Origin of the sequence: Brevundimonas sp. SL161, from assembly GCF_049896985.1 — a bacterium.
GTDB lineage: Bacteria > Pseudomonadota > Alphaproteobacteria > Caulobacterales > Caulobacteraceae > Brevundimonas.
Window position 1 is genome coordinate 239,417 of the sequence record NZ_JAFCVJ010000002.1, and the last position, 22,397, is coordinate 261,813.

20 protein-coding genes are annotated in these 22,397 nt (G+C 66.7%); 9 read left to right on the forward strand and 11 right to left on the reverse strand.

Annotated features, from left to right (window positions below; genetic code table 11):
- Position 1 precedes the first annotated feature (1 nt).
- The gene (gene putA, locus ACP7AU_RS03620; protein WP_426050542.1) at positions 2-3,133 is read right to left on the reverse strand and encodes a bifunctional proline dehydrogenase/L-glutamate gamma-semialdehyde dehydrogenase PutA; all 3,132 of its coding nucleotides are present in this window, start codon (positions 3,131-3,133) and stop codon (positions 2-4) included.
- 110 nt (positions 3,134-3,243) lie between these two features.
- Here putA and ACP7AU_RS03625 point away from each other — a divergent pair, with 110 nt between their 5' ends.
- Both ACP7AU_RS03625 and ACP7AU_RS03630 read left to right on the forward strand, forming a co-directional pair.
- Positions 3,244-3,711: an Lrp/AsnC ligand binding domain-containing protein gene (locus ACP7AU_RS03625; RefSeq protein ID WP_426036972.1), complete on the forward strand. Its 468-nt coding sequence runs from the start codon at positions 3,244-3,246 to the stop codon at positions 3,709-3,711.
- Positions 3,712-3,783: 72 nt separating this feature from the next.
- Entirely contained in the window at positions 3,784-4,869 is a 1,086-nt protein-coding gene (locus ACP7AU_RS03630) for a glycosyltransferase family 4 protein (protein ID WP_426036970.1), read from the forward strand.
- On the opposite strand, the gene ACP7AU_RS03635 is transcribed toward ACP7AU_RS03630, so the two are convergent.
- From ACP7AU_RS03635 to ACP7AU_RS03655, 5 genes are all read right to left on the reverse strand, one after another.
- The gene (locus tag ACP7AU_RS03635) at positions 4,870-5,934 is read right to left on the reverse strand and encodes a substrate-binding domain-containing protein (protein ID WP_426036968.1); all 1,065 of its coding nucleotides are present in this window, start codon (positions 5,932-5,934) and stop codon (positions 4,870-4,872) included.
- A gap of 35 nt (positions 5,935-5,969) precedes the next feature.
- Positions 5,970-6,782 carry a phosphonate ABC transporter, permease protein PhnE gene (gene phnE / locus ACP7AU_RS03640; RefSeq protein WP_426036966.1) on the reverse strand — a complete coding sequence of 271 codons (813 nt, stop codon included), beginning with the start codon at positions 6,780-6,782 and terminating at the stop codon, positions 5,970-5,972.
- Positions 6,779-7,780: a phosphate/phosphite/phosphonate ABC transporter substrate-binding protein gene (gene phnD / locus ACP7AU_RS03645; RefSeq protein WP_426050543.1), complete on the reverse strand. Its 1,002-nt coding sequence runs from the start codon at positions 7,778-7,780 to the stop codon at positions 6,779-6,781. The genes phnE and phnD overlap by 4 nt, the downstream gene beginning before the upstream one ends.
- Positions 7,777-8,547 (reverse strand): phosphonate ABC transporter ATP-binding protein, encoded by a 771-nt coding sequence (gene phnC, locus ACP7AU_RS03650; RefSeq protein WP_426050557.1) that lies wholly within the window; start codon positions 8,545-8,547, stop codon positions 7,777-7,779. The genes phnD and phnC overlap by 4 nt, the downstream gene beginning before the upstream one ends.
- 187 nt (positions 8,548-8,734) lie before the next feature.
- The gene (locus tag ACP7AU_RS03655) at positions 8,735-9,967 is read right to left on the reverse strand and encodes a DUF2254 domain-containing protein (RefSeq protein ID WP_426050544.1); all 1,233 of its coding nucleotides are present in this window, start codon (positions 9,965-9,967) and stop codon (positions 8,735-8,737) included.
- 248 nt (positions 9,968-10,215) lie between these two features.
- On the opposite strand from ACP7AU_RS03655, the gene ACP7AU_RS03660 reads away from it, so the two are divergent.
- The 3 genes from ACP7AU_RS03660 to ACP7AU_RS03670 all read left to right on the forward strand — a co-directional run bounded on the left by ACP7AU_RS03660 (position 10,216) and on the right by ACP7AU_RS03670 (position 12,965).
- On the forward strand, positions 10,216-11,481 hold the full coding sequence (locus tag ACP7AU_RS03660) for a type III PLP-dependent enzyme (RefSeq protein ID WP_426050545.1): 1,266 nt from the start codon (positions 10,216-10,218) through the stop codon (positions 11,479-11,481).
- A 2-nt stretch (positions 11,482-11,483) separates the two neighbouring features.
- Positions 11,484-11,798: a cupin gene (locus ACP7AU_RS03665; protein WP_426036958.1), complete on the forward strand. Its 315-nt coding sequence runs from the start codon at positions 11,484-11,486 to the stop codon at positions 11,796-11,798.
- A gap of 114 nt (positions 11,799-11,912) precedes the next feature.
- Positions 11,913-12,965 (forward strand): 1,9-bis(guanidino)-5-aza-nonane synthase, encoded by a 1,053-nt coding sequence (locus ACP7AU_RS03670; protein WP_426036956.1) that lies wholly within the window; start codon positions 11,913-11,915, stop codon positions 12,963-12,965.
- 133 nt (positions 12,966-13,098) lie between these two features.
- Here the strand turns inward: ACP7AU_RS03670 and ACP7AU_RS03675 are convergent, their stop codons facing one another.
- On the reverse strand, positions 13,099-13,698 hold the full coding sequence (locus ACP7AU_RS03675; RefSeq protein ID WP_426036954.1) for a PadR family transcriptional regulator: 600 nt from the start codon (positions 13,696-13,698) through the stop codon (positions 13,099-13,101).
- A 141-nt stretch (positions 13,699-13,839) separates the two neighbouring features.
- On the opposite strand from ACP7AU_RS03675, the gene ACP7AU_RS03680 reads away from it, so the two are divergent.
- The 4 genes from ACP7AU_RS03680 (at position 13,840) to ACP7AU_RS03695 (ending at position 16,561) form a co-directional block, all read left to right on the forward strand.
- A complete protein-coding gene (locus ACP7AU_RS03680) occupies positions 13,840-14,208 on the forward strand; it encodes a ribonuclease (protein ID WP_426050546.1) in 369 nt (122 codons plus the stop codon).
- A 195-nt stretch (positions 14,209-14,403) separates the two neighbouring features.
- The gene (locus ACP7AU_RS03685) at positions 14,404-14,778 is read left to right on the forward strand and encodes a hypothetical protein (RefSeq protein WP_426036950.1); all 375 of its coding nucleotides are present in this window, start codon (positions 14,404-14,406) and stop codon (positions 14,776-14,778) included.
- A complete protein-coding gene (locus ACP7AU_RS03690; protein ID WP_426050547.1) occupies positions 14,775-15,578 on the forward strand; it encodes a phosphatase PAP2 family protein in 804 nt (267 codons plus the stop codon). The genes ACP7AU_RS03685 and ACP7AU_RS03690 overlap by 4 nt, the downstream gene beginning before the upstream one ends.
- An 8-nt stretch (positions 15,579-15,586) precedes the next feature.
- Positions 15,587-16,561, forward strand: a complete 975-nt coding sequence (locus ACP7AU_RS03695) for a right-handed parallel beta-helix repeat-containing protein (RefSeq protein ID WP_426050548.1) — start codon at positions 15,587-15,589, stop codon at positions 16,559-16,561.
- 5 nt (positions 16,562-16,566) lie between these two features.
- Here ACP7AU_RS03695 and aguB read toward each other — a convergent pair whose 3' ends face one another.
- From aguB to msrA, 4 genes are all read right to left on the reverse strand, one after another.
- On the reverse strand, positions 16,567-17,448 hold the full coding sequence (gene aguB, locus ACP7AU_RS03700) for an N-carbamoylputrescine amidase (protein ID WP_426050549.1): 882 nt from the start codon (positions 17,446-17,448) through the stop codon (positions 16,567-16,569).
- A complete protein-coding gene (locus tag ACP7AU_RS03705) occupies positions 17,448-18,434 on the reverse strand; it encodes an agmatine deiminase family protein (protein WP_426036942.1) in 987 nt (328 codons plus the stop codon). Before ACP7AU_RS03705 ends, aguB begins: the two co-directional genes overlap by 1 nt.
- Positions 18,435-18,591: 157 nt before the next feature.
- Positions 18,592-21,192, reverse strand: coding sequence for a TonB-dependent receptor (locus ACP7AU_RS03710; RefSeq protein ID WP_426036940.1), 2,601 nt, complete (start codon positions 21,190-21,192; stop codon positions 18,592-18,594).
- 185 nt (positions 21,193-21,377) lie between these two features.
- Entirely contained in the window at positions 21,378-22,007 is a 630-nt protein-coding gene (gene msrA / locus ACP7AU_RS03715; RefSeq protein WP_426050550.1) for a peptide-methionine (S)-S-oxide reductase MsrA, read from the reverse strand.
- Positions 22,008-22,397: the final 390 nt, after the last annotated feature.

Below are 22,397 nucleotides of genomic sequence, written 5' to 3' on the forward strand. Positions count from 1 at the left end.
TCTACAGGTTCAACAGCGCCGGGTCTCCGCCCTGGGCCGAAATGTTGTTGGAGATGGCCTTTTCCGACGCATAGCGGATCAGGCTGTTCGGCCCTCCCGCCTTGGGACCCGTGCCGGAAAGGCCCTCGCCGCCGAACGGCTGGACCCCGACCACCGCGCCGGTCACGCCCCGGTTGATGTAGACGTTGCCCGCCGGGACCAGTTCGATGACCTCTTCGGCGAAGGCCTCGATCCTTGAGTGCACGCCCAGGGTCAGACCATAGCCGCGCGCCGCCAGCCTGCCGGCGACCGACTTCAGGTCTTTCGGATCATAGCGATAGACGTGCAGGATCGGGCCGAAGACCTCCCGCTCCAGATAGTCCGGGGTCGGAATCTCGGCGATGGTCGGGGCGAACAGGTCGCCGCGCTCCGAGCCCTCGGGCATCATGGCGCGGGCCAAGATCTTCGCATCCTTGCCCAGACGCTCGACATGGGCCTCCAAGGCCTTGCGGCTCTCGGTGTCGATCACGGGGCCGATGTCCGAAGCCGGATCGGACGGATCACCGAGCACCTGGGCCGCCAGCGCGCCCTTCAGGCCTTCGATCAGGCTGTCGGCCGACTCCTTGGGCGCATAGAGCACCCGCAGTGCCGAACATCGCTGGCCGGCCGAACCGAAGGCCGACGAGATCACATCATCGATGACCTGTTCGCGCAGGGCCGTCGTGTCCACGAACATCCCGTTCAACCCGCCTGTCTCGGCGATGAACGGGATGATGGCCCCCGCCCGCGCCGCGATCGAGCGGTTGATGGCCGCGGCCGTGTCCGTGCCGCCGGTGAAGGCGACGCCGTCGATCCCAGGATGCGAAACGAGCGCCGCGCCGACCGTCTCGCCACGGCCGGGCACGAGGGCCAGCAGGTCCGGGTTAAGCCCCGCCTTGTGATAGAGCCGCACGGCCTCGGCCGCGACCAGGGGCGTCTGCTCGGCAGGCTTGGCCAGCACGGCATTGCCGGCCGCCAGCGCCGCCGCGATCTGGCCGGTGAAGATGGCCAGGGGGAAGTTCCACGGGCTGATGCAGGCGAAGACGCCGCGTCCGTGCAGGACCAGCCGGTTGGTCTCGCCCACCGGTCCGTTCAGCACCTGCGGTCCACCGAAATCCTTCTCGGCCAGCATGGCGTAGTAGCGGCAGAAGTCGGCGGCCTCGCGCACCTCGGCCACGCCGTCGTTGAGCGTCTTGCCGGCCTCGCGGCTCAGCAGCGCCACCAGCCGGTCCATGTCGGCTTCCAGCGCATCGGCCATGGCCCGCAGCACCGGCGCCCGGCGCGATCCGCCGGCGCGGTCCCAGACGATCTGGGCCCTGCCTGCCGCATCGGCCGCGTTGTCGATGTCGTCGGTCGACGCCTCCGAGACGTGTCCCAGCACCTGCGACCGGTCATAGGGGTTGGTCACGGCCTGGGCGTTCTTCCCGGCCATCAGCCTGCCGCCAATGATCGGGCCGGAGGTCAGTTTTTCCGCATCGACCTTCTGCAGGGCGGCGGCGTGACGCTCGCGATCGACCTTCTGCGAATAGTCGCGGCCGAGCGCGTTCTGGCGGTCCATGTATATGTCCTTGGGCGTGGGGATCTTGGCGTGGCGGTCAGGGTGGGCCTCGACCGAGGCGACGGGGTCGGCAGCGACAGCCGAGGCCGGCACCCGCTCGTCCAGCAGAGCGTGCACGAACGACGAGTTGGCCCCGTTCTCCAGCAGGCGACGAACCAGATAGGGCAGCAGGTCCTCGTGGCCCCCGACAGGAGCATAGGCGCGCACGGTCATCGGCCCGAAGGTCTGGGCGGCGGCGTCATAGAGGGCCTCGCCCATGCCGTGCAGGCGCTGGAACTCGATCTTGACCCCGCCCCCCCTGGCCATGTCGTGCACGGCCGCGAGCGAGTGAGCGTTGTGGGTCGCGAACTGCGAATACAGATGCGGCGCCGCGTCGATCATGGCGCGGGCGCAGACCAGATAGTTCAGGTCCGTCGCTGCCTTGGTGGTGAACACCGGATAGTCCGTTCGGCCCATGACCTGGGCCCGTTTGATCTCGGTGTCCCAGTAGGCGCCCTTGACCAGCCGCACCATCAGCCGCCGTTTCGACGTCCGCGCCAGCTCGGCGATCCGTGCGATCGCCTCCGGTCCGCGCTTTTGATAAGCCTGCACAGCTTGACCCAGCCCCGACCAGTCGCCCAGTTCCGGCTCGTTCGCCAGCCGGTCCAGCAGCTTCAGCGACAGGGCCAGCCGGTCCGCCTCTTCTGCATCCATGGTGAAGTTGATATCGGCGCGCGCCGCGATCAGGGCCAGCCGCTTGATGCGCGGGTAGAGCTCGTCCCAGACACGGCCTTCATGCGTGGCCTCATAGCGCGGCGACAAGGCCGATAGCTTGACAGAGACGCCGTGTCCGACCTCCGGCCCCTCCCCCCTGGCGGTCTTGCCCACGGCAGTGATCGCGTCGCCGTAGATCTTTTCATACCGCTCGGCGTCGGCGGCGGTGCGGGCGCCCTCGCCCAACATGTCGAAGCTGCACAGCCAGCCCTCGCGGTTCGACCGCTTCAGCGCCGCCTCGATGGTGCGCCCGACCACAAACTGCTCGCCCATGATGCGGACGGCTGCGGCCACGGCCTGACGGATGACCGGCTCGCCCAGACGCCCGGCGACGCGGGTCAGGAAGCCCGGCAGGTCGGTCTTCGCCTGTTCGTCGGCGTCCACCAGCTTGCCGGTCAGCATCAGGCCCCATGTCGAGGCATTGACGAACAGGCTGTCGGACTGGCCGAGGTGCGACGCCCAGTCGGCCGACCCGATCTTCTCGGCGATCAGCCGGTCGCGCGTGTCCTCGTCCGGCGTGCGCAGCAGGGCTTCGGCCAGGCACATCAGGGCCAGACCCTCGCGGGTGCCCAGTGAGAATTCCTGCAGAAAGCTCTCCACCACCCCCTGCTTCTTCTGGCTCTTGCGCGCCTGCTCGACCAGGCGCACGGCCTCGTCCACGGCGGCCCGGCGGGCGGCGGCGTCCAGCGGAGAGGCGGTCAGCAGCGCCCGGACAGTTGAGGGCTCGTCGGCGAACTTGCCGTGGTCCAGCGTGTCCCAGTCCTGGCTCAACGAAGGGACGGGAGAAGCGGTGAGGGGCGGCATGGCGTCAACGAGAATCCTGTCCTGTATGAACTTGCCTATATGTCGGACGCACCCGAATGTGCACCGTATGATCGAGGCCTCGGGCGACGATCCTTCGGAATTTATCTCCTATGGCCGTTGAAAATCTGGACGCCGTCGATCGCCGCATCCTGAGGGTGCTCCAGGTGGACGGGCGCGTATCCAACGCGGAACTGGCCCGGCGGTGCAATCTGTCGCCCGCCGCATGCTTCGAGCGTGTGCGTCGTCTGCGCGAGCGCCAGGTCATCACCGGCTATGCCGCATTGATCGACCCTTCCAAGGTCGGGCGCGGATTGATGATCTTCGTCGAGGTGCTGCTGGACAGGACCACCGGCGACCGATTCGAAGCCTTCGCCGACATGGTCCGCCGTCAGCCCGAGGTTCTGGAATGTCACATGGTGGCGGGCGGTTTCGACTATCTGATCAAGGCAAGGGTCAGCGACATGGACGCCTATCGCGCCTTCCTTGGCGAAGTCCTCACCCGGATGCCCGGCGTGCGTGAGACGCGAACCTATGCCGTTCTCGAAGAGGTGAAGTCGACGACCGCCCTCCCCTTGTAGGACTGTCTCGCCTTCGTCGAGATGACCCGCTAAAGCTGCCTGCTTGATAGAAGGCGGAGCCGTTCGGCCCACATGCGCATCGTTCTGGCCACCGACGCCTGGGAGCCCCAGGTCAACGGCGTCGTCCGCACCCTGACCCGCACCGTCGCGGAATGCCGTGCCATGGGTCACGAGGTGGAGGTCATCGAGCCGAGCCAGTTCCGCACCATCGCGGCGCCGACCTATCCCGAGATTCGCCTGGCCCTCGGCGCCGAGGAAGAGATCCGCGAACGCCTGCGCGCGATCGAACCCGACGCTGTGCACATCGCCACCGAGGGGCCGATCGGCATCGCCACCCGGCGCATCTGCGTCGAGTGGAAACTGCCCTTCACCACCAGCTATCATACGAAATTCCCGGAATATATTTCCGCCCGCTTCCCCGTCCCGGTGCAGGTCGGCTACGCCTATATGAAGTGGTTCCACAAGCCGTCGGGCCGGCTGATGGTCGCCACCCCGACGCTGAAGAAGGAACTCGAGGAGCACGGGTTCAAGAACATCTCGCCCTGGTCGCGGGGTGTCGACACGGACCAGTTCCGGCCGGATCTGGAGCGCATCTTCGACGACCTGGGCGGCAAGGACTGGCCGCGCCCCTTCTGGCTGAACGTCGGACGCGTCGCCGTCGAGAAGAACATCGAATCCTTCCTCGAAACCGACCTGCCTGGCACCAAGATCGTGGTCGGCGACGGCCCCGCCCGCGCCGACCTGGAGCACCGCTATCCCGAGGCGAAATTCCTTGGCGCCCGGTTTGGCGAGGAATTGGCCCGCTGTTTCCGCGACGCGGATGTCTTCGTCTTCCCCAGCTGGACCGACACCTTCGGCCTGGTGATCCTGGAGGCCATGGCCACCGGCACCCCTGTCGCGGCCTATCCGGCCCACGGCCCCATCGACCTGGTTCCCGGCTCCAACGCCGGCGCCATCGACGCGGACCTGCGCACGGCCTGCCTCGAGGCGCTGAAGTGCGACCGCGCCGCAACCCGCGCCTATGCCGAGAAGTTCAGCTGGCGCGCCTCGGCCGAGCAGTTCGTGCAGAACCTGGAGCCCTACCCGGAGCCAGAACGCGGACGCTTCTGGCGCCGCCTTCGTCGCATCGCCCGGGTCAGGCGCAGGGCGGCGGCCTGACTATTCCGGCCGCGCCATGGGTGTCAGGGCTGTGGCGATGGCGCGTTGCTGAACCAGTTCCGCCTCCGGCAGAGGCACCAGACCCCGGTCCTGCAGATAGCCGCCCCGGCCCACCGCCGCCTCGGATGTGAACTCGATCAGGAACTCCTGCAGGCCGGGCGTCACGCCGACGTGCGCCTTCTTCACATAGATGTAGAGGCTGCGCGCCAGCGGATAGGTCCCGTTGGAAATCGTCTCGGGGCTGGGAGCAATACCGTCGATGGTCTCGGCCTTCACCGTGTCCATGTTCTGCTCGAGGAAGGAGTAGCCGAAAATGCCCAGTGAGCCCGGCGTGCGGGTCAGGGTCTGCAGAATGGCGTTGTCGTTCTCGCCCGAGTCGACCCAGGCGCCGTCCTCGCGTACCGTGTGGGACAGGGCCTCGAACCGGTTCTCGTCCTGGTCCTCGACCGCGGCGACCGCCGGGATCAGCCGGGCGCCCGGGGTCATGCCCAGTTCCAGGAAGGCGTCGCGGGTGCCCGACGTGGGTGGCGGGCCATAGACTTGGATGCGCTGGTTCGGCAGCGATGGATTGACGTCCGACCAGCTCCGGGCCGGATTGGGCACAAAGGTCCCGTTCGGACCGGGCGCTTCCTTGGCCAGGCCTTCGTAGAGATCGTCCAGCGAAAAGTTGAAGCTGCCGCCGTCACGGGCCGTGGCAACGACGATGCCGTCATAGCCGATCTTCAGCTCGACGATCTCGGTGACGCCGTTCCCGGCGCATTTGTCGAACTCGGACTGTTTCATCGGCCGCGAGGCGTTGGCGATGTCGGGTGTCGAGGGTCCGAGACCCTGACAGAAGGCCTGGATGCCGCCGCCGGTGCCCAGGGCCTCGACGCGAGGCGGGGCACCTTCCGGATTGTTGCGCCCGAAATTCTCGGCGACCCGGGTCGCGAACGGGAAGACGGTCGAGGACCCGGCCGCCCATATGCCGTTGCGCTGGCCACCGCCCTCGCCGCAGGCGGCGACGGTCAGGGCTATAACGGCGGTTCCAGCGACGAAAAGCCGGCGAGGGAGGATGGACGACATCAGGCGGTCTCTCGGGCGAAGCGAAGTTGCGACGCTTAAAGCAGACGTTTGCGCATGGCCTGTGACAGCATGTCGATCAGGGTCACGGCGATGACCACGACCACGACGATGGCGGACACGTCGCGGAAGTCGAAGGCGTTCATCCTGTCGAACAGCACCTGGCCGATGCCACCCGCGCCGATCAGACCCAGAACGGTGGCCGACCGGCTGTTGGACTCGAACCGGTAGAGTGCGAACGAGGTCCACAGCGGCGCGACCTGGGGGATGACGCCCCAGACGATCTCATGGAGCTTGGTGGCGCCGGTGGCGCGCACACCTTCGACGGGCCCCTTGTCGATCGACTCCACGGCTTCCGAGAACAGCTTGGCCAGCACACCTGCCGTGTTCAGGGCGATGGCCAGAACGCCGGGCAACGGGCCGAGGCCCACTGCCACGACGAATAGCAGACCAATGACCAGATCGGGAATGGAGCGCAGCAGGTTCATCAGCCAGCGAACCGGCGTGACCACCCAGACCGGAGACACATTGCGCGCCGCCGCCAGTCCCATCGGGACGGCCGCGAACACGGCGATGAACGTCCCCCAGAGGGCGATCTGAATCGTCTCCCACATCTTCTCGACGAAGATGCGCCAGTCGGTGAAGTCGGGACGCAACAGCTCCCTGGCGAAGGTCTGGGTGCTTTCGGCGTTGCTGAACAGCTTGCCAATATTGCCCAAATCGACGTCGCCGACGCTATAGACCAGCAGCGTCAGGACGCCTCCCCAGATCAGGACGTCGAGCGCCCAGGCCCCCAGCGACTTCCGGGGCGCCTTCGGGATCGGGCCGGCGGCATGCGCGGCGTCGGTCAAGGCTGAACCTCACGCAGGACGCGCAGGCGCTGCAGCTCGGCCTCGGCGGCGGTGACGGCGGCGGTGTCGCCCTTCTCGCGCGCCTCGGTCAGCTGCTGGTCGGCGATCATCTCGCGGATCGGGTTCAGATAGTTGTCGTCCGCGGCGCGGAACTGGGAATACTCCAGCCCGGCCAGCACGCGGCGCTGACGGTCGGCCTCGACGCCTTCGCCCTGGCCGTAGGTCAGAAAGAAGCTGCGGATCTTTTCCTTGATGGCGGGATCGAGATCGCCGCGCACCAGGATGCCCGATTCCGGGATCGGCGGGGACTGCCAGATCTCGGTGATCTGGGCCGCAATGGCCGGGTTCTGGCGGTTCAGGAAGACGGTGTTGACGGTGTTCGAGGTCGCCACATCGACGACCCCCGTGGCCACAGCGAAGGCGTTGGCCTGATGGTTGGCCGAGCGCACGGTCTTGAAACACTGGGCCGGGACGATGCCGCGCGGATTGAACAGGAAGGCCATGGGGGCCAGCGTGCCCGAGGTGGACTGGGCGTCGCCTATGCCGAAGTCGAACCGCTTGCCGCAGGCCAGAACCTGATCCAGCGTGATCCCCGAGCCGGTCTTGACGACCAGGGTCGAGCGATAGCTGTCCAGCCCTTCCTTGTTGACGGTGCGGGCGATCACCTCGGCGTCGGCGCGGTCGATGGCCTCGACCGCCGGCTTGGCCGAGAACCAGGCGACCTGGGTCTGGTTGCCGCGCATGGCCTCGACCAGGACGGTGTAGTTCGAGCCGAAGAACGGCTCCACAAGCACGCCGATGGCGGTCGACATGTCCTCCAGCAGCGGCTGCCACAGCGGTCCGGCCGAGGCCTGGCCTTCCGCCGACAGGATGGAGAAGGTGATCTTGGTCGGCGCGCCGGCCTTGGTCTCGTCACCGCCGCCGCAGGCCGAGAGACCGAGCAGGGCGATCGCGACGCCGACCAGAGCGGCCCGGCGGGTGAATGAGGCGAAGATCATGCCTTGGTTTCCCAGAACGCGTCCTCGAACTCGGGACCGTAGATATCGATCAATTGCTTGGTGTCGAGGCTGGTCGACGGGCCGTCATAGACGACCTTGCCGGCCTTCAGCGCGATCACCCGGTCGCAATAGCGGATGGCGTAGTCGACCTGGTGCAGGGTGACGATCACCCCCAGGCCGTCGCGCTTGTTCAGTTCGACCAGCAACTCCATCACCTTGCGGGCGGAGACCGGGTCCAGCGAGGCGACCGGCTCGTCGGCCAGGATCCCCTTCGCGCCCTGGACCAGGGCCCGGGCGATGGCGCCGCGCTGCTGCTGGCCGCCCGACAATGTGTTGGCGCGCTGGGCGGCGTAGTCGGCGACACCCACCCGGTGCAGGGCCGCCATGGCCCGCGCCTTGTCGGCGCTGGGCCAGGCCCCCAGTAGACCCTGCCAGCCGGGAAGTCGGCCCAGCGCTCCCAGCATGACGTTGGAGAACAGACACAACCGTCCGACCAGATTGAACTGCTGGAAGATCATGCCCAGCTTCTGGCGCGCGGCGCGGACGGCGCCGGTGGTGCGGCCGTTCTTCTGGACGCAGACGCCGAAGACGTCGATCTGGCCCTTGCCGCCGTCGATCGTCTGCAGGCCGGTGATGGAACGCAACAGGGTGGACTTTCCCGATCCGGACGGACCGATCAGGGCGACCATTTCTCCAGCGGCGACGGACACGGAGACGCCGTCGAGGGCCTTCCGGGTTCCGAAGGTCTTTGACACGTCGCGGGCCATGACGAGCCCGCTCGGAGTGGGGCCGGCCACGAGGGGGCCGTTCGCGGAGCTGGCGGCGGATGAACTCATGAACTCGCTGTGGGCGGCTGACGAAACAGGCGCCGAATGACGCGAGAAAGGCGGTCCGGCAAGTCTTAATGCCACGCGGCGAGAGGCGGCGTCCAGCGTGACCGCGCGTCGCCAGGGCTCAGCCGGTCTTTGCAGCCAGTTCGACCTGTCGCACATCGGCTGGAAGAGACAGCGCCAGGCGGGATCTCTCCAGCGCCTCCCGGGACTGACGCCGCGCCGCAGTCGCCAGAGGTCCCTTGTCGCGGGCCAACTTGTGCAGCAGCTTTTGCAATCGCACAGCGACGGCGACGTCACCTGCGCCATAGCGTGCGGGCGGCCCGAACACGTTGGCGACCAGATCGTCATCGTCGATCTGCGGCACCCACAGCCGCGAATAGCGAACCGCCAGCGCCTCGCTGGGGGTCATCGCCGCCCATTCGTCCAGAGCCCGGACTGCAGCACCCATGACCTGGATGGCCGTGCCCGGATCGTTGACGCCGGGCGAGAGTGCCCTGCCGGCGATCTCGCCCAGCACGATCAGGCCGAAGCGCGGGTCCTGATCGAAAGATCTCTGGCCGCCGATGGCGAAGGCGGATCGAAAAGCGTCGCAGCCTTCTTCGTCGCACCGGTCGCGGCTGATCGCCGCCACCGGGTCGCCGCACCGGACAAAGGCGCCGGGCGCCGCCAGTATTTCGACTAGGCAGTCCTGCGCCTCGGCCACAGCCTGTAGCCGCGCCGGATCGACATTCTGTATATAGCCGGTCTCCTCGGCCAAGATGGTGAACCGGGCCTCGATATGGCCCCGCCGGCCGCCCAGGTACGGGGACTTCCTCCTCTCCCTGAGCGCCGTGCGCGCCTGTTCCTCCGCCAGATCGATCATATGTCCGACCCGGGCCAGGCTCGACAGGCGATTAATCCAGGCCAGCAGCCGATAGGCCACCAGACCGACGACCCCCAGGCTGAACATGAACACGATCGCCCGCCCCTCCTGCCCATAGTAGTCTGCATTGACCGCCGTCACCGCGATGATGGCGTACAGGAAGGCCCCGACAAAGGTCGCCAGCGCCTTCCGGACTTCTGCGTCGCTGGTCACCAGAGCCGCCACGCGCGGCGTGGCGGCCTGGGACACGGCCGTATAGGCGGTCACCATGACCCCGGCTGAGAATGTCGCGACCCCCAGCAGGCTGGACGCGAGGATGGTCAGGATCGAACTGACGGATTCGCCGCCCAGCCGTTTGGCGACCTCTTCCGGAACCCAGGGCGCGGCGAGCACGGCTAGCAACGCGGCTGCAGCGCCGGCGGCCCCGTAGAACGTCGCCAGTACCCACAATTCGCGACGAATATTCCGCCACCAGAACAACCAGCGATTCATGCGTGTAGTCCAACCCTGACCTTCGACCTTGGCCATAACGACGGTGACCGCCGGGAGTTCATGATCAGCGTCCAAAGGAAGCGATCCGGGTCCGGATCGTCGCCGTCTCCTGTCAGCCCGCGTCACGAAAAAACCGCTTTACATGACAGGTCCGTGACCCTACATGCGCTTCTTCCGGCGGACCCCGTGGTCTAACGTTGCGCTGCTAACGCCGGTCTGGGTTTAACAATTACAGGGGTTTACGTGAATTGCGCACGTATCCATTTCCCCTGGACCTGGTCCGCGAGCGGTCCCCTGAACGTCCAGTCGCACTCGTGCGGCCGCGTTCGGTTTCCGTAGCGGCGCGCTGGTTCCAGGATAATCTAAAGGCTGACGTCTTCTATGCTGTGAAGGCCAATCCTTCACGCTGGATCATAGAGGCCCTGAAGGACGCCGGTATTCGCGGCTATGATGCGGCTTCGATCGCCGAGATCGAACTCGTGCGCTCCGTCGATCCTGACGCGCGCATCGCCTTCATGCACCCGGTGAAGAGCCGGTCTGCGATCACCCGTGCCTATTTCGATCACGGTGTCCGCACGTTCTCGCTCGACTGTGAGGACGAGTTGCAGAAGATCCTCGACGCCACCGGCGGCGCGTCGGATCTGAACCTGCTCGTGCGCATGGCGGTTTCCGCCGACGGTGCAGCCTACTCCCTCTCGGGCAAGTTCGGCGTCTCCGCCGATCAGGCCCCGGCCCTGCTGCTGTCCGTTCGTCGGGCGGTCAAGGAGGGGCTGATGGGCGTCTGCTTCCACGTCGGATCGCAGTGCATGCGCCCGACCGCCTATCAGGCCGCCATGGCCCAGGTCGGTCGCGCCATCTCGCGCGCAGGTGTGATCGTTGACATCGTCGACATCGGCGGCGGCTTCCCCTCGGTCTATCCGGGCATGGTTCCGCCGGACATGAGCGAATACGCCGACGCCATCCACCGTGGCTTCAACGACATGCCCGTGTCGGAAACGACCGAGCTGTGGTGCGAGCCCGGCCGGGCCCTGGTCGCCGAATCCTCGTCGGTCCTGGCGCGCGTGGACCTGCGCAAGGGTGACGCCCTCTATCTGAACGACGGGTCCTATGGCGCGCTGTTCGACGCGACCCACTCGCGCTGGCCCTTCCCGACCAAGCTGGTCCGGGACGGCGAAAGCTCGGACGATCTCAAGCCGTTTCAGTTCTACGGACCGACCTGCGATTCGATCGACCATATGCCGGGTCCGTTCTGGCTGCCGGCCGACATCCGGGAAGGCGACTTCATCGAGATCGGCATGCTCGGCGCCTATGGCGTGGCCATGTCGACGGGCTTCAACGGCTATGGCGAGCATGAGGTGGCCGTGGTCGAGGACGCTCCCATGGCCTCGCTCTATGGCCTCGCGCCCCGCTCCATCCCCACCGTGCGCACCACGGCGGAAGAGCAGGCCCGCAAGGTCGTGCGGTTGTCACGTCCGAAAGGTAAGGCCGGGCAACGCAAGAAGAGCAGGCGCTAGCCATGAAGTTCGTCCCCGGTCTGACCACGTTTCGCGCAGATCGGGCTTGGGGCGCACTGGATGTAGGGCAGGTGGATGGCGCGACCGTCCGCCTGCACTGGACCGACCAGCCCTACAAATGGCACGTCAACGACGGACCCGAGACCTTCATCGTCCTGACCGGCGCAGTCGATATGCATTGGCGCAATGACGGTGTGGAAGCGGTCGAGCGACTGAACGCCGGGGATGCTTGCGTTGCGGAAATAGGCGATGAACACGTCGCCCATCCGGTCGGCGAGGCCCGCATTCTGGTCGTCGAGCGCGCGGGCAGCGTCTGACGGCCGCATCCTAACGGCGGCAGCGCCGTTTCAACGCCTATCTGCGTTCCGGTCGCTCCGTCCCGGCCCGCGGTACTTTCACGACGGGCGCTCAAAACCAGGGACACCCTTGCAATGAACGCACCCGTTCAAAAGAACACCAAGGCCGAGTTGCTACAGAACGTCGTCGAACACATCGACATCACGTCCTTCGACGCCCGCCCGATCGTCGACGCCATGCGCAAGATGAGCTTCTCGTCGCGCGACACCGCCCGCGCTGCCGACATCTTCTCGATGGCCATCGAGGATGCGGACTGCTCGCCGTGGCTGATCCTGGCCGGCTCGACCTCGGCCGGGGGCTGCATGCACGTGTACCGCGACATGGTGAAGTTCGGCATGATCGATGCGATCGTCGCCACCGGCGCCTCGATCGTCGACATGGATTTCTTCGAGGCCCTGGGCTTCAAACACTACCAGGCCGCCGGCGAGGTGGACGACAACGTCCTGCGCGACAACTACATCGACCGGATCTACGACACCTATATCGACGAGGAAGAGCTCCAGAACTGCGATCACACGATCCTGGAGATCTGCAACGCCCTGGAGCCGCGCGCCTATTCGAGCCGCGAGTTCATCTGGGAAATGGGCAAATGGCTGTCGGAAGGCAATGCGAAGAAGCCCGGCTCGTTGATCCAGACCGCCTATGAAGAAGGCGTGCCGATCTTCTGCCCGGCCTTCGTCGATAGCTCGGCCGGTTTTGGTCTGGTCAAGCACCAGAAGGAACAGATCGCGGCGGGCAAGCCCTATCTGATGATCGATGCGGTCGCGGACTTCCGTGAACTGACTGACATCAAGATCGCGGCGGGCGTCACCGGCCTGTTCATGGTGGGTGGCGGCGTGCCCAAGAACTTCGCCCAGGACACGGTCGTCTGCGCCGAAATCCTCGGCATCGAGGCCGAGATGCACCGCTATGCGGTCCAGATCACGGTCGCCGACGTCCGCGACGGCGCCTGCTCGTCCTCGACGCTGAAAGAAGCTGCGTCGTGGGGCAAGGTCCAGACTACGCACGAACAGATGGTCTTCGCCGAAGCCACCACCGTGGTGCCATTGATCGCTTCGGACGCCTGGCACCGCGGCGCCTGGAAGAACCGCGACAAGCGCCGCTGGGCCAAGCTGTTCGGGAAGTAGGAATCCTCCCCCATCGGGGGAGGGCGACCGCGAAGCGGTGGAGGGGGCCGGCCGCGCGCGCCCTCGTTTGCATCAAGCCCTCTCCGTCACGGCGCTAAGCAGCGCCGCGCCAACTCCCCCAGAGGGGGAGGATCTACTGCCCGCTGACTTCGCGGACCGCCCTCATCAGGCTCTCGACCACCCGAGCCGTCTCGAGGTCGGACCACTCGCCCGGCTTCATGATCACGGCCTGGCGCAGCGTGTGCAGCGCCTCCTTGACCACGTCCGGCGTCTGTTCGCCCGAGACCAGCCGCGCCGCGAGCGCCATGCGCTGCATGACGCCGTCGACGGCGGCGCGGTTCTCGTTCAGCCAGGCTTGGCCGGCCCCTGTCAGGGTGAAGATGCGCTTGCCGGCAGAGTCCTCCACCCCCGCGATCAGGCCTTCGTCGGCCAGCATCGACAGGGTCGGATAGACCACGCCCGGCGACGGCGCATAGGCCCCGCCGAACATCGCCTCGATCGCCTTGATCAGGTCGTAGCCGTGGCGCGGCTCCTTCTCGATCAGGGCCAGAGCGACGATCCTTAGGTCGCCCGGCCCGAACATGCGGCGGCCCGGGCCGCCGCGTCCGCCGAACATTCCGGGCCCGCCGGAACGACCCCGTCCATGGCCCCGGCCTTCACGCCCGCGCCCTTCGCCCTCCGGTCCGCAGCGATGCTCGCGCCAGTCGTGTTTCAGTCTGTGATGTCCAAACATGGAGTGTCCTTTCTCGCTGGGCATATCGCTAAGATATATCTTGGATTACGAAAAGCAAGTTGACGATATATCTTTTGTCTCACTCTTCGGAACTGACGGTCGCACTGCGCCTTCCTCCAATACTGAATGCAGGAGCCTTAAATGACCGACGGCAAGCCCGAGACACCCGAAGCGATCGAGGCCGAAGACATGGGCGAACGTCCTGACCTGGGCCGGACGCCGGACGCCCTCGCCGACGCCCTCGCCGACGCCCTGACCGGCAGCGGCGTGGGCTCCGATACACGCGCGGGCTCGCTGCAAGGCGGGGCGGCCACGGGCTCGGATGACGACCCCGATCAAACCGCCGTAGACCGCGTCATGGCCGATCAGGGCCGCGCGAGCGCCGACCCCCAGTCGCCTTCTGAGGTCGACCCGAACGGCATCGCAAACACCGGCGTCGGCCCCGACGAATCGGACGCCGATCCCGCCGAGGGCCGGCGCCCTGCGGATGCAGAGGCAGCGACGGGCTGAACGCCTTGCTGCCGCCCTACCGATGGGCCACGGTGCGGAAAGAACAGGTCTCAGGGACGACACAGGATGAAGCGTATTCTGGCGGTTCTCGCACTGACGTGCGCGGCTCTATTGCCCGCGGGCTGCGGCCCGAACGCCGAGACCCCTGCGGCCGCTGAAGGTCCCGCGCCGGCCGGACCGGCGGAAACAGCGCCAATGGCCGACGTCGCCGCCGTGACCGCTGAGCCCGCCGCGCCGGCCGCAGGCCCACTCGCCACCCCTGAAGCGCCCGCCTTCGCCGCTCTCTATCCCGGCGCGACGATGGACGCCCCGGCGATCACCGCGTCCGGCGCGTCGGGTCCGGGTGGCATCGCGACCTATACGACCGACGCCGATCCCGACGCCGTCATCGCCTTCCACCGCGCACGCGCTGAAGCTTCCGGCCTCTCCTCAGCCATGGCCATGAACCAGGGCGAGGCTCGCGCCTATGGGGCCGCGAGCCCGGGGACCGGAGCCAGCCTCCAGGTCGTCGCCTCCGCCACCGAAGACGGGCCAACCTCGGTGCAACTCAGCTGGAGCGCCGGCAGGTGAACCGCGCCGCCCTGATTGTCGCAGCCGCGTGTGTGCTCACCACTCCAGCCTACGCTTCAGCGCCCGCGCAGCAGGCCGCGACGGCCGCAGCGCCTGCCAGCTACCTGGATCACGCGAATATCCGGGCGCTGGCAGACACTGTGCCGCCCGCGCCCGTCGAGGGTTCCGCCTCCGCGTTGGCCGACATCGCCGCATCCGACCGTTTGCGAGCGCTGGAAGACACCGACCGCTGGATGCTGGCAACCCGCCACGCCGAGGTCCGGCCCGCTCTGGCCCTGGCCCATTTCGACTGCGCCCTCGGTTTCCGCGTCACAGCCGAGGACTCGCCCCGGCTGGTGTCGATCCTCGAGCGCGTTCTGCACGATACCAACGAGGCCGCCGAACTGGCCAAGGCCCGCGCCTTCCGTCCCCGCCCTGTCGCCGCCGACCGGGAGCGTCCGGCCTGTCAGGTCGTCTCCGCCGCCGGACGCGCCAGCCCCTCCTACCCCTCGGGCAGCGCCTCAGTCGGCACCGCCTATGGCGAGGTCTTCGCCGCCGTCGCCCCCGACCATGCCGCCGAGGCCGGGCGCATCGGGCATGAGATCGCGGTCAGCCGCATGGTCTGCGGCATGCACTATCCGTCCGACGTCGCCGAGGGCGAGACGCTGGGCAGGGCCGCGTTCCGGCAGATCGCCGCCACGCCCGCCTTCGAAGCCGACGCTATCGTCGCCCGCCAGGAGATCGCCCGCGCCCGCGTCGCCGGTCTGACCAGCCCCGCCTGCGCCGCCGAGCGCGCCGCCCTAGCCACGCCCCTGCACTAGGGCGACCGATGGCAGCCCTGGTCCTGCTCGCCCTTCTGGTGCCTGAACCGGTCATCGCCCGTTCCTGCTCGCCGTCTGAAGTCGCGGCCCTCACCGCCTTGCCGGCAGAAGACGCGCCCGCCGTCCGCCTGACCTGTTTTGCCAGCCTGCCGCCGGGTGCCTCGATCCGCCGCCACATCGTGTTCGAGGGCGCAGAGACCTCGGGCGCGGGGCTCGACTGCAATGGCGGCTCCGTCGGCACGGCAGGCCAGGCCAGCACGACCCGCGATCCCACTGTCGCCGTCTGGTCCCGGCGTGACGGCGCTGGCTGGAGCGTCCCGCGCGACGTCCGTATCACCCGCTGCACAATCCACGGCAACCTGCGCATCTGGGGTCTCGGCCGCGACGACATCGCGTCCTTGCGTGCCTCATCACGTACGCCCGGTCACACGACGGCGGCCCAGACTGCGGCCCCGACGGGCCTGACACTCGAGAACATCACCTTCGCCGCCACCGGCTCGATTCCCCTCTACATCGGCCCGGGAGTGACGAACGTCCAAATGACTGGCGGGAGCTTCCGCGGCCAGTCCGTCTCCACGGCCATCTATCTGGATGCGGAGAGCGCCGGCGCAGTGATCCGCGATGTGGTTTTCGACATTCGCACCGGCCGCGAACAGATCGCCGTCGACGGCTCGGCCCGTAATCGCATCGAGGAAAACCGCTTCCAGCTCAACGGGCGCGCAGGCGTCTTGCTTTACCGGAACTGCGGCGAGGACGGCGTGATCCGTCACCAGACCCCGTCGGAGAACGTTATCACCGGCAATCGCTTCGAAGGCGTCGCCTGGCTAATGCCTCGCCCGATTGTGGTCGGCTCACGCGAGGGTCGCCGAAGATACTGCGCTGACGACGCAGGCTATCCGTTCGGCTCCAGCGTCGACGATCGCGACCATGCGACCGGCAATGTCGTCAACCGCAACACCTTGGGATTCCGCTGGCTGCCGTGATCGGTTCAGGCCGGGCGCGGCGCCGTCAGGGCGCCGTAGAGGTCGGTCCGCCGGTCGCGGAAGAAGCCCCATGCCGCCCGGTGCCGATCGAGGAAGTCCAGGTCGAAGGTATGGACCAGCGCGCCTTCGTCGTCCGCGTCGAAGCTCTCGACCAGGTCGCCCCGGTGATCCGAGATGAAGGAGTGGCCGTAGAAGCTCTGGCCCGCCTGGGTCACCGTTTCATGGCCGATCCGGTTCGCGCCCACGACCGGCACGACGTTCGACACCGCATGGCCCTGCATGGCCCGGCGCCAAGGCTCGGCCGTATGCAGTTCGGCGTCATGCGGCTCCGACCCGATCGCGGTCGGATACATCAGCACCTCGGCGCCCATCAGCATCATCGCCCGCGCCGTCTCGGGGTACCACTGGTCCCAGCAGATACCGACGCCGACCCGGCCAAACCGCGTGTCCCAGACCTTGAAGCCCGTATCCCCCGGGCGGAAATAGTATTTCTCCTGATAGCCTGGGCCGTCGGGAATGTGGCTCTTGCGATAGACGCCCAGCGGCGAGCCGTCGGCGTCCAGCATGACCATCGAGTTGAAATAATGCGGCCCCTCGCGCTCGAAGATCGAGACGGGGATGGCGACGCCGAACTGCTTCGCCACGTCGGCCATCGCGATCACCGCCGGATGCTCGCGCCACGGCCAGGCCGTGCCGAACCACTTCTCCTCCTGCGCGACGCAGAAATACGGGCCCTGGAACAGCTCGGACGGCAGGATCACCTGCGCGCCCTTCGACGCCGCCTCGCGCACGAGATCGGCGGTCTTGTTGATGTTCGCCTCCATGTCCTCGCCATAGGAGGTCTGGAGAGCGGCGACCGAGATCACTCTGGATTCTGGAACGGCCATCAGGCGGGCTCCTGCTGGGAGATGCAGTGGAAGGATCCGCCGCCCGTCAGGACGTTGATCGACGGCGACAGGATGATCTCACGGTCCGGGAAGACGGAGGCCAGAGCCTCGCCCGCCATCCGGCCGGCCGCCTCATTCCCATAGGTCGGCACAACGACCGCGCCATTGGCGATGAGGAAATTCATGTGGCTGGCCGGGATCGGCTCTCCGTTCTCGTTCTCCAGCCGCCCCGGCGACGGGATACGCAAGACCCTGAACCCGGCTTCGGACAGATCGCGGGCGCAGGCGTCGTAAACCTCCGCGTTTGGATCATCGGTCCCGAAAGCGATCGGACAGGCCACGATGCCCGGCGCGACGAAGCGGGCCAGGTTGTCGACATGGCCGTCGGTGTGGTCGTTCATCAGACCGTCGCCCAGCCAGATGACACGGGTGGCGCCCAGCGCCTCGCCCAGCAAGGCCTCGGCCTTCGCCTCGGTCCAGCCGATGTTGCGGTTCGGGTTCAACAGGCACTGGCGCGTGGTCAGGATCGTCCCTGCCCCGTCGTGGTCCAGGGCTCCGCCCTCCATGATCGCGTCAATGCGCGTCAACGGCGTGCCCGAGGCCGCGCCGATCTGGTCCGGGACCGTGTCGTCGAACTCCATCTCGTACTTTCCGCCCCAGCCGTTGAAGCGAAAGGCGGCCGCCGTCTTCGAGCTTTCAGCGAAGATCGGGCCCGTGTCTCTCAGCCAGATATCACCGAACCGGCCGGGCACGACCTTGACGCCCGCAACGGCGTTGAACCGCGCTCGGGCGCCGGCCAGGGCCTCGTCACTGCCGATCATCAGCCTGACCTGCTCGCGGCCCGGTCCCGCAAGGGCCAGGACCAGGGCCTCGACCTCAGCCTGAGCCTGGTCGAGATTGTCGACCCATAATTCTTCATGGCTGGGCCAGCCGACCCACATTGCCCGGTGAGGCGACCATTCGGCGGGGATCGGCGAGACGGCCATGGGCGGAGGACTTCTTTCGAAAAGCGACGGGGGACCGCGCCAGATAGCGACCCCCTCCCCCCACTTCAATGCCGGGGGCAGCCGGCGGGTTCAGGACAAAGAAAAAGGGCGGCCCCGCGAAGGGCCGCCCTGATCCATTTCAGTCCGGGGTTAGAGCCTAGAAGCTCGTGCCCAGGGTCAGCATCATTGTGCGCGGCGCACCGAGCGAGAAGGTGCGAACCGTGCCGGCGCGGTTAATTACACCCGCGCCCGGATCGATGTCGACGGCCAGGGCGTTGTTGCCCGAGGAGATCGACGCCGGATACTCTTCGTCGAACAGGTTCGTGACGTTGAACTGTACGAAGGCGTTACGGATGCCGAATGTGTCGGTCAGGTCGTAGCGGCTGTCGAAGTCGACGGTGACGTAGGAAGGCGTCTTTTCATCGTTGACGTCGGTGGTGAAGCGTTCACCGACATACTTGCCTTGCAGGCCCAGCGACCAGGCCTCGGTCACGTCCCAGTTGGCGCGCAGGCTGTAGGTCCACTCCGGCGTTTCAACCAGCGACTTGCCGGTGGTCGGCAGGAAGGTGCCCGCGCCCAGGGGCACGTCGTCCTGGATCTCCGAGGTGTTGTACGAGGCCGAACCGCCGACCGAGAAGGTGTCGGTCAGGGCGTACTCGAACTGGGCGTCGACGCCCGACTGTTCCACCGAACCCAGGTTCCGGTCGATCGACAGGTTGAAGGTCGGCGAGGCCGGATCGTTGTCGAACGACGTCACGATGCGGTTCTCGAACGACACGTACCAGGCTGCGATCGAGGCGATCAGGGTCGAGGAGGTGTAGCGGTAGCCCAGGTCGTAGGACTTGGAGGTTTCTGGCTGAACGGACGAGAAATCGAGCGCGCCCGAGGCGTTGCGAACCGGCTGGTACAGGTTGTCGGTACGCGGCAGCGAGATGCCTTCGGCATAGCTGGCGTAGACCGAGTTGTTGTCCAGGAAACGATAGCTCGCGCCCAGGCTCGGCAGGATGGCGTCATACTTCAGGGTCTGGGCGTAGGGACGGATATACTGGCCCGTGCCGGTCGAGGCGAAGTTCACGTTACCGTTGGCAAGGGTCGCCGAAGGCGTTTCGGTCGTGCAGCGCACGGTCGAGGTGCCGCTCAGCGAGAAGCAGAACTGGTTCAGGTCGCGGGTGAAGAAGGGTGCGCGAACGCCCAGGGTGACCGACAGGGCGTCGTCGAAGAACTGGCCCCGGTATTCGGCCGAGATCTGGTTCAGCAGGGCGATCGAGAAGCGATCGCGACCGCGCAGATAGGAGCCATCGCGGCCGTTGATGCGCAGGCTTTCGTTGCCCCAGGTGTTTTCACCGCCGAACACTTCAGGCACCGAACCATCGGCATTGTAGCGGATGGCTTCGTTGGTCTGACGGTGACGACCGTAGTCGTTGGTGTACGAGATACGGACGCGGTGATCGTCGTTGATGTCCCAGAGCAGTGAGGACAGAACGCCGTAGCGGCGCGTGTTGGTGTTGTTCGGGGTATAGAGGCCGACGTTGTCACAGCTGTCGCCGTCGCCGTTCAGGTCTACGCCGGTGTTCAGGATCGCAGCGGCGGCGCACTGGGCGGCCGTGGTGAGCGCCGCGTTGTTGGTCGTGTTCTGGTCCAGACGATCGTCGCGCTCGCTGGTCAGGGTGTAACCGCCGCCGTTGGCGATGACGTACTGGAACGAGGGGTCGATTGTCAGGCGAATGCTGTCAGTCAGGCCGTAGCTGAACTGGCCGCGGATGTTGCCCGTGTTCGAGGGGTTGATCCGGGTGCGGTGGTCGTTGGTGCAGCTGGTGTTGTTCAGCGTACCGCCGAAATAGGTGATCGCAGTCGACTGGTTCGACTCGTTCTGCACCGTGCCGGCGCCGGGCGTCGGGCGGAAGCAGGCGATGTCATTCTCAGGCTTCAGGCCGAGGTTGAACTGCGAGAGGTTGATGAATGTGTTGTAGGAGTTGTTGCGGTTCTCGTTCCAGTGGAAGGCCAGGCTGGCGAAGTCGCCGTCACCCAGGTCCTGGAAGACGCGGCCATTGTACTGCTTCTTCTCCAGGTCGCCGGGCCCCTTCCACTTGTCGTAGTTGGTGTACGAACCGGTGATGAAGGCGGTCGTGCCCCAGGGACCGAAAGCGCCCGTATCAAAACGGCCGAAGACACGGCCGTAGTTGAAGGAACCGATCGAGGTGCGGATCTGCGCGCCCATTTCTTCCAGCGGACGCGCGGTCGTGTAGGAGATGGTGCCGCCGCTGGCCGAGGCGGTCGGGCTGTCGACGTCGGCCGAACCCTGGTTGACCGAGGCGCGATCGATGATTTCCGAATCGACCTGCTGGTTGGAGAACACCGCGTAGTTGCCGGTGTCGTTCAGGGGGATACCGTCGAATGTCAGCGAGACGCGGTTGCCGTCGAAGCCGCGCAGACGGATGTTGCCGCCCGAGTTGCCATAGGGGTCGTTGTTGGTGAAGTTCAAACCGGGGACGTTGTTCAGCAGAGCGATGACCGACTGACCGGACTGCTGGCGGCTGATGTACTCTTGCGTGATGGTCGAGCGGGTCTTGTCGACCGTCTGGGCGACGACGGCGCCCGAGATGGTGCGTGGGCCGCGGGCGCCGGTGACGACGACGGTGTCGACTACGGTGCCTTCGGCGGCGTCCGTGCCCGACGACTGGGCCGAGGCGGCGCCGGCGAGCAGCATACCGCTGACCAGGGCGGTGGTCGCCCAGAGCGCACGAGTGCGAGAGTTCATTTTGTATCCCCAGATGGTGCGGGTCAGCGCCCGGCGCGCGTCAAAATGCGGCCAGAGAGAGCCGCGAACGTCTAAATCTCGCCCCCTCTACGATCGGTCTCGGAACCATCGACGACAGTCGTGTGACACTGGCGTGACAGTGCCCGTGGGTGACCGCGGCGCCACACCCCCGAATCCTGGAAGACTCAGCCGCCCCAGACTGCCCGCAGCCGCGCCTCACGGCCGCAGAAGCGACTGTATCCTCCATACCTCACGGGATTCAGGCGCGCGAAATCCTGGTGATAACTCTCCGCCGGCCAGAAACGGGCTGAGTTTCGGACCGGCGTCACGAAGCGTCGTTCTCCGATGACCGCCGCGGCCGCCGCCCGCGAGGCGTCGGCCATGGGCCGCTGGGCCGCTGTCGCGAACACGGCTGTGACATAGGACGGCCCTTGATCGCAGAACTGGCCGTCAGGGTCCGTAGGGTCGATGGTGCGCCAGAATCGATCGACCAGCTGGCGATAGGTGATACGGGCAGGGTCATAGGTGACCTGCACCGCCTCAACGTGGCCGGTGCCGCCCCGAACGACCGCATCATAGCTCGGGTTGGCGATCGTGCCGCCTGCGAACCCCGACACCGCCGAGACGACGCCCGGCATATGCTCGAAATTGGTCTCCGTCGACCAGAAGCAGCCGCCGGCGAACAGGGCTGTCTCGCGCCGCCCGCTATCCGGAGCGCCCTGGGCCGCCGGGGCGCTGGCGGCGGGCTCGCCCTGGGAACAGGCGGTGATGCCTATCACGACGACCACGGCAAATCGGGACAAGAGCGACGACATGCGGAAACCTCCGGCGCCGCCCCTGGATCGCGGCGGCCAACACCCCAGCTACGTCGGGACGCGCCATCCGGATACAAGTCTCACAGCGAAATCACCTCGCGGCCTCCGACGCGGCCTTCCCTTCACCCTTAGCGGGCCAGGAGGCTCCATGCGCGGTAGTTGCGGTTCGGTACTGCTGGAAGAGTGCGGTTTGCGGTTCGGCATTCGGGCGACGACACGGACCGCAATTTCGTTCTAGCGGGCGGCTGCGAACCGTCTTGCGAGGGCCCGGGCGGTGGGTTTGAGGGCCTTGGGTTCGTGGTAGTTGCCGTTGACCTGGGTGCGGTTGATGACGTGGGCCTTGAACCGTTTGTAGAGGTCGTCCTCGGGCGGCGCGGGATGGGTCCAGAA

Bases quoted from the DNA above. Each gene is read 5' to 3' on its own strand.
- phnD (WP_426050543.1), bottom strand. From the start codon at position 7,780: ATGATCTTCGCCTCATTCACCCGCCGGGCCGCTCTGGTCGGCGTCGCG.
- putA (WP_426050542.1), bottom strand. From the start codon at position 3,133: ATGCCGCCCCTCACCGCTTCTCCCGTCCCTTCGTTGAGCCAGGACTGG.
- ACP7AU_RS03625 (WP_426036972.1), top strand. From the start codon at position 3,244: ATGGCCGTTGAAAATCTGGACGCCGTCGATCGCCGCATCCTGAGGGTG.
- msrA (WP_426050550.1), bottom strand. From the start codon at position 22,007: ATGTCGTCGCTCTTGTCCCGATTTGCCGTGGTCGTCGTGATAGGCATC.
- aguB (WP_426050549.1), bottom strand. From the start codon at position 17,448: ATGGCCGTTCCAGAATCCAGAGTGATCTCGGTCGCCGCTCTCCAGACC.
- ACP7AU_RS03680 (WP_426050546.1), top strand. From the start codon at position 13,840: ATGACCGACGGCAAGCCCGAGACACCCGAAGCGATCGAGGCCGAAGAC.
- ACP7AU_RS03710 (WP_426036940.1), bottom strand. From the start codon at position 21,192: ATGAACTCTCGCACTCGTGCGCTCTGGGCGACCACCGCCCTGGTCAGC.
- ACP7AU_RS03665 (WP_426036958.1), top strand. From the start codon at position 11,484: ATGAAGTTCGTCCCCGGTCTGACCACGTTTCGCGCAGATCGGGCTTGG.
- ACP7AU_RS03670 (WP_426036956.1), top strand. From the start codon at position 11,913: ATGAACGCACCCGTTCAAAAGAACACCAAGGCCGAGTTGCTACAGAAC.
- ACP7AU_RS03635 (WP_426036968.1), bottom strand. From the start codon at position 5,934: ATGTCGTCCATCCTCCCTCGCCGGCTTTTCGTCGCTGGAACCGCCGTT.
- ACP7AU_RS03705 (WP_426036942.1), bottom strand. From the start codon at position 18,434: ATGGCCGTCTCGCCGATCCCCGCCGAATGGTCGCCTCACCGGGCAATG.
- ACP7AU_RS03685 (WP_426036950.1), top strand. From the start codon at position 14,404: ATGGCCGACGTCGCCGCCGTGACCGCTGAGCCCGCCGCGCCGGCCGCA.
- phnC (WP_426050557.1), bottom strand. From the start codon at position 8,547: ATGGCCCGCGACGTGTCAAAGACCTTCGGAACCCGGAAGGCCCTCGAC.
- ACP7AU_RS03695 (WP_426050548.1), top strand. From the start codon at position 15,587: ATGGCAGCCCTGGTCCTGCTCGCCCTTCTGGTGCCTGAACCGGTCATC.
- ACP7AU_RS03630 (WP_426036970.1), top strand. From the start codon at position 3,784: ATGCGCATCGTTCTGGCCACCGACGCCTGGGAGCCCCAGGTCAACGGC.
- ACP7AU_RS03655 (WP_426050544.1), bottom strand. From the start codon at position 9,967: ATGAATCGCTGGTTGTTCTGGTGGCGGAATATTCGTCGCGAATTGTGG.
- ACP7AU_RS03675 (WP_426036954.1), bottom strand. From the start codon at position 13,698: ATGTTTGGACATCACAGACTGAAACACGACTGGCGCGAGCATCGCTGC.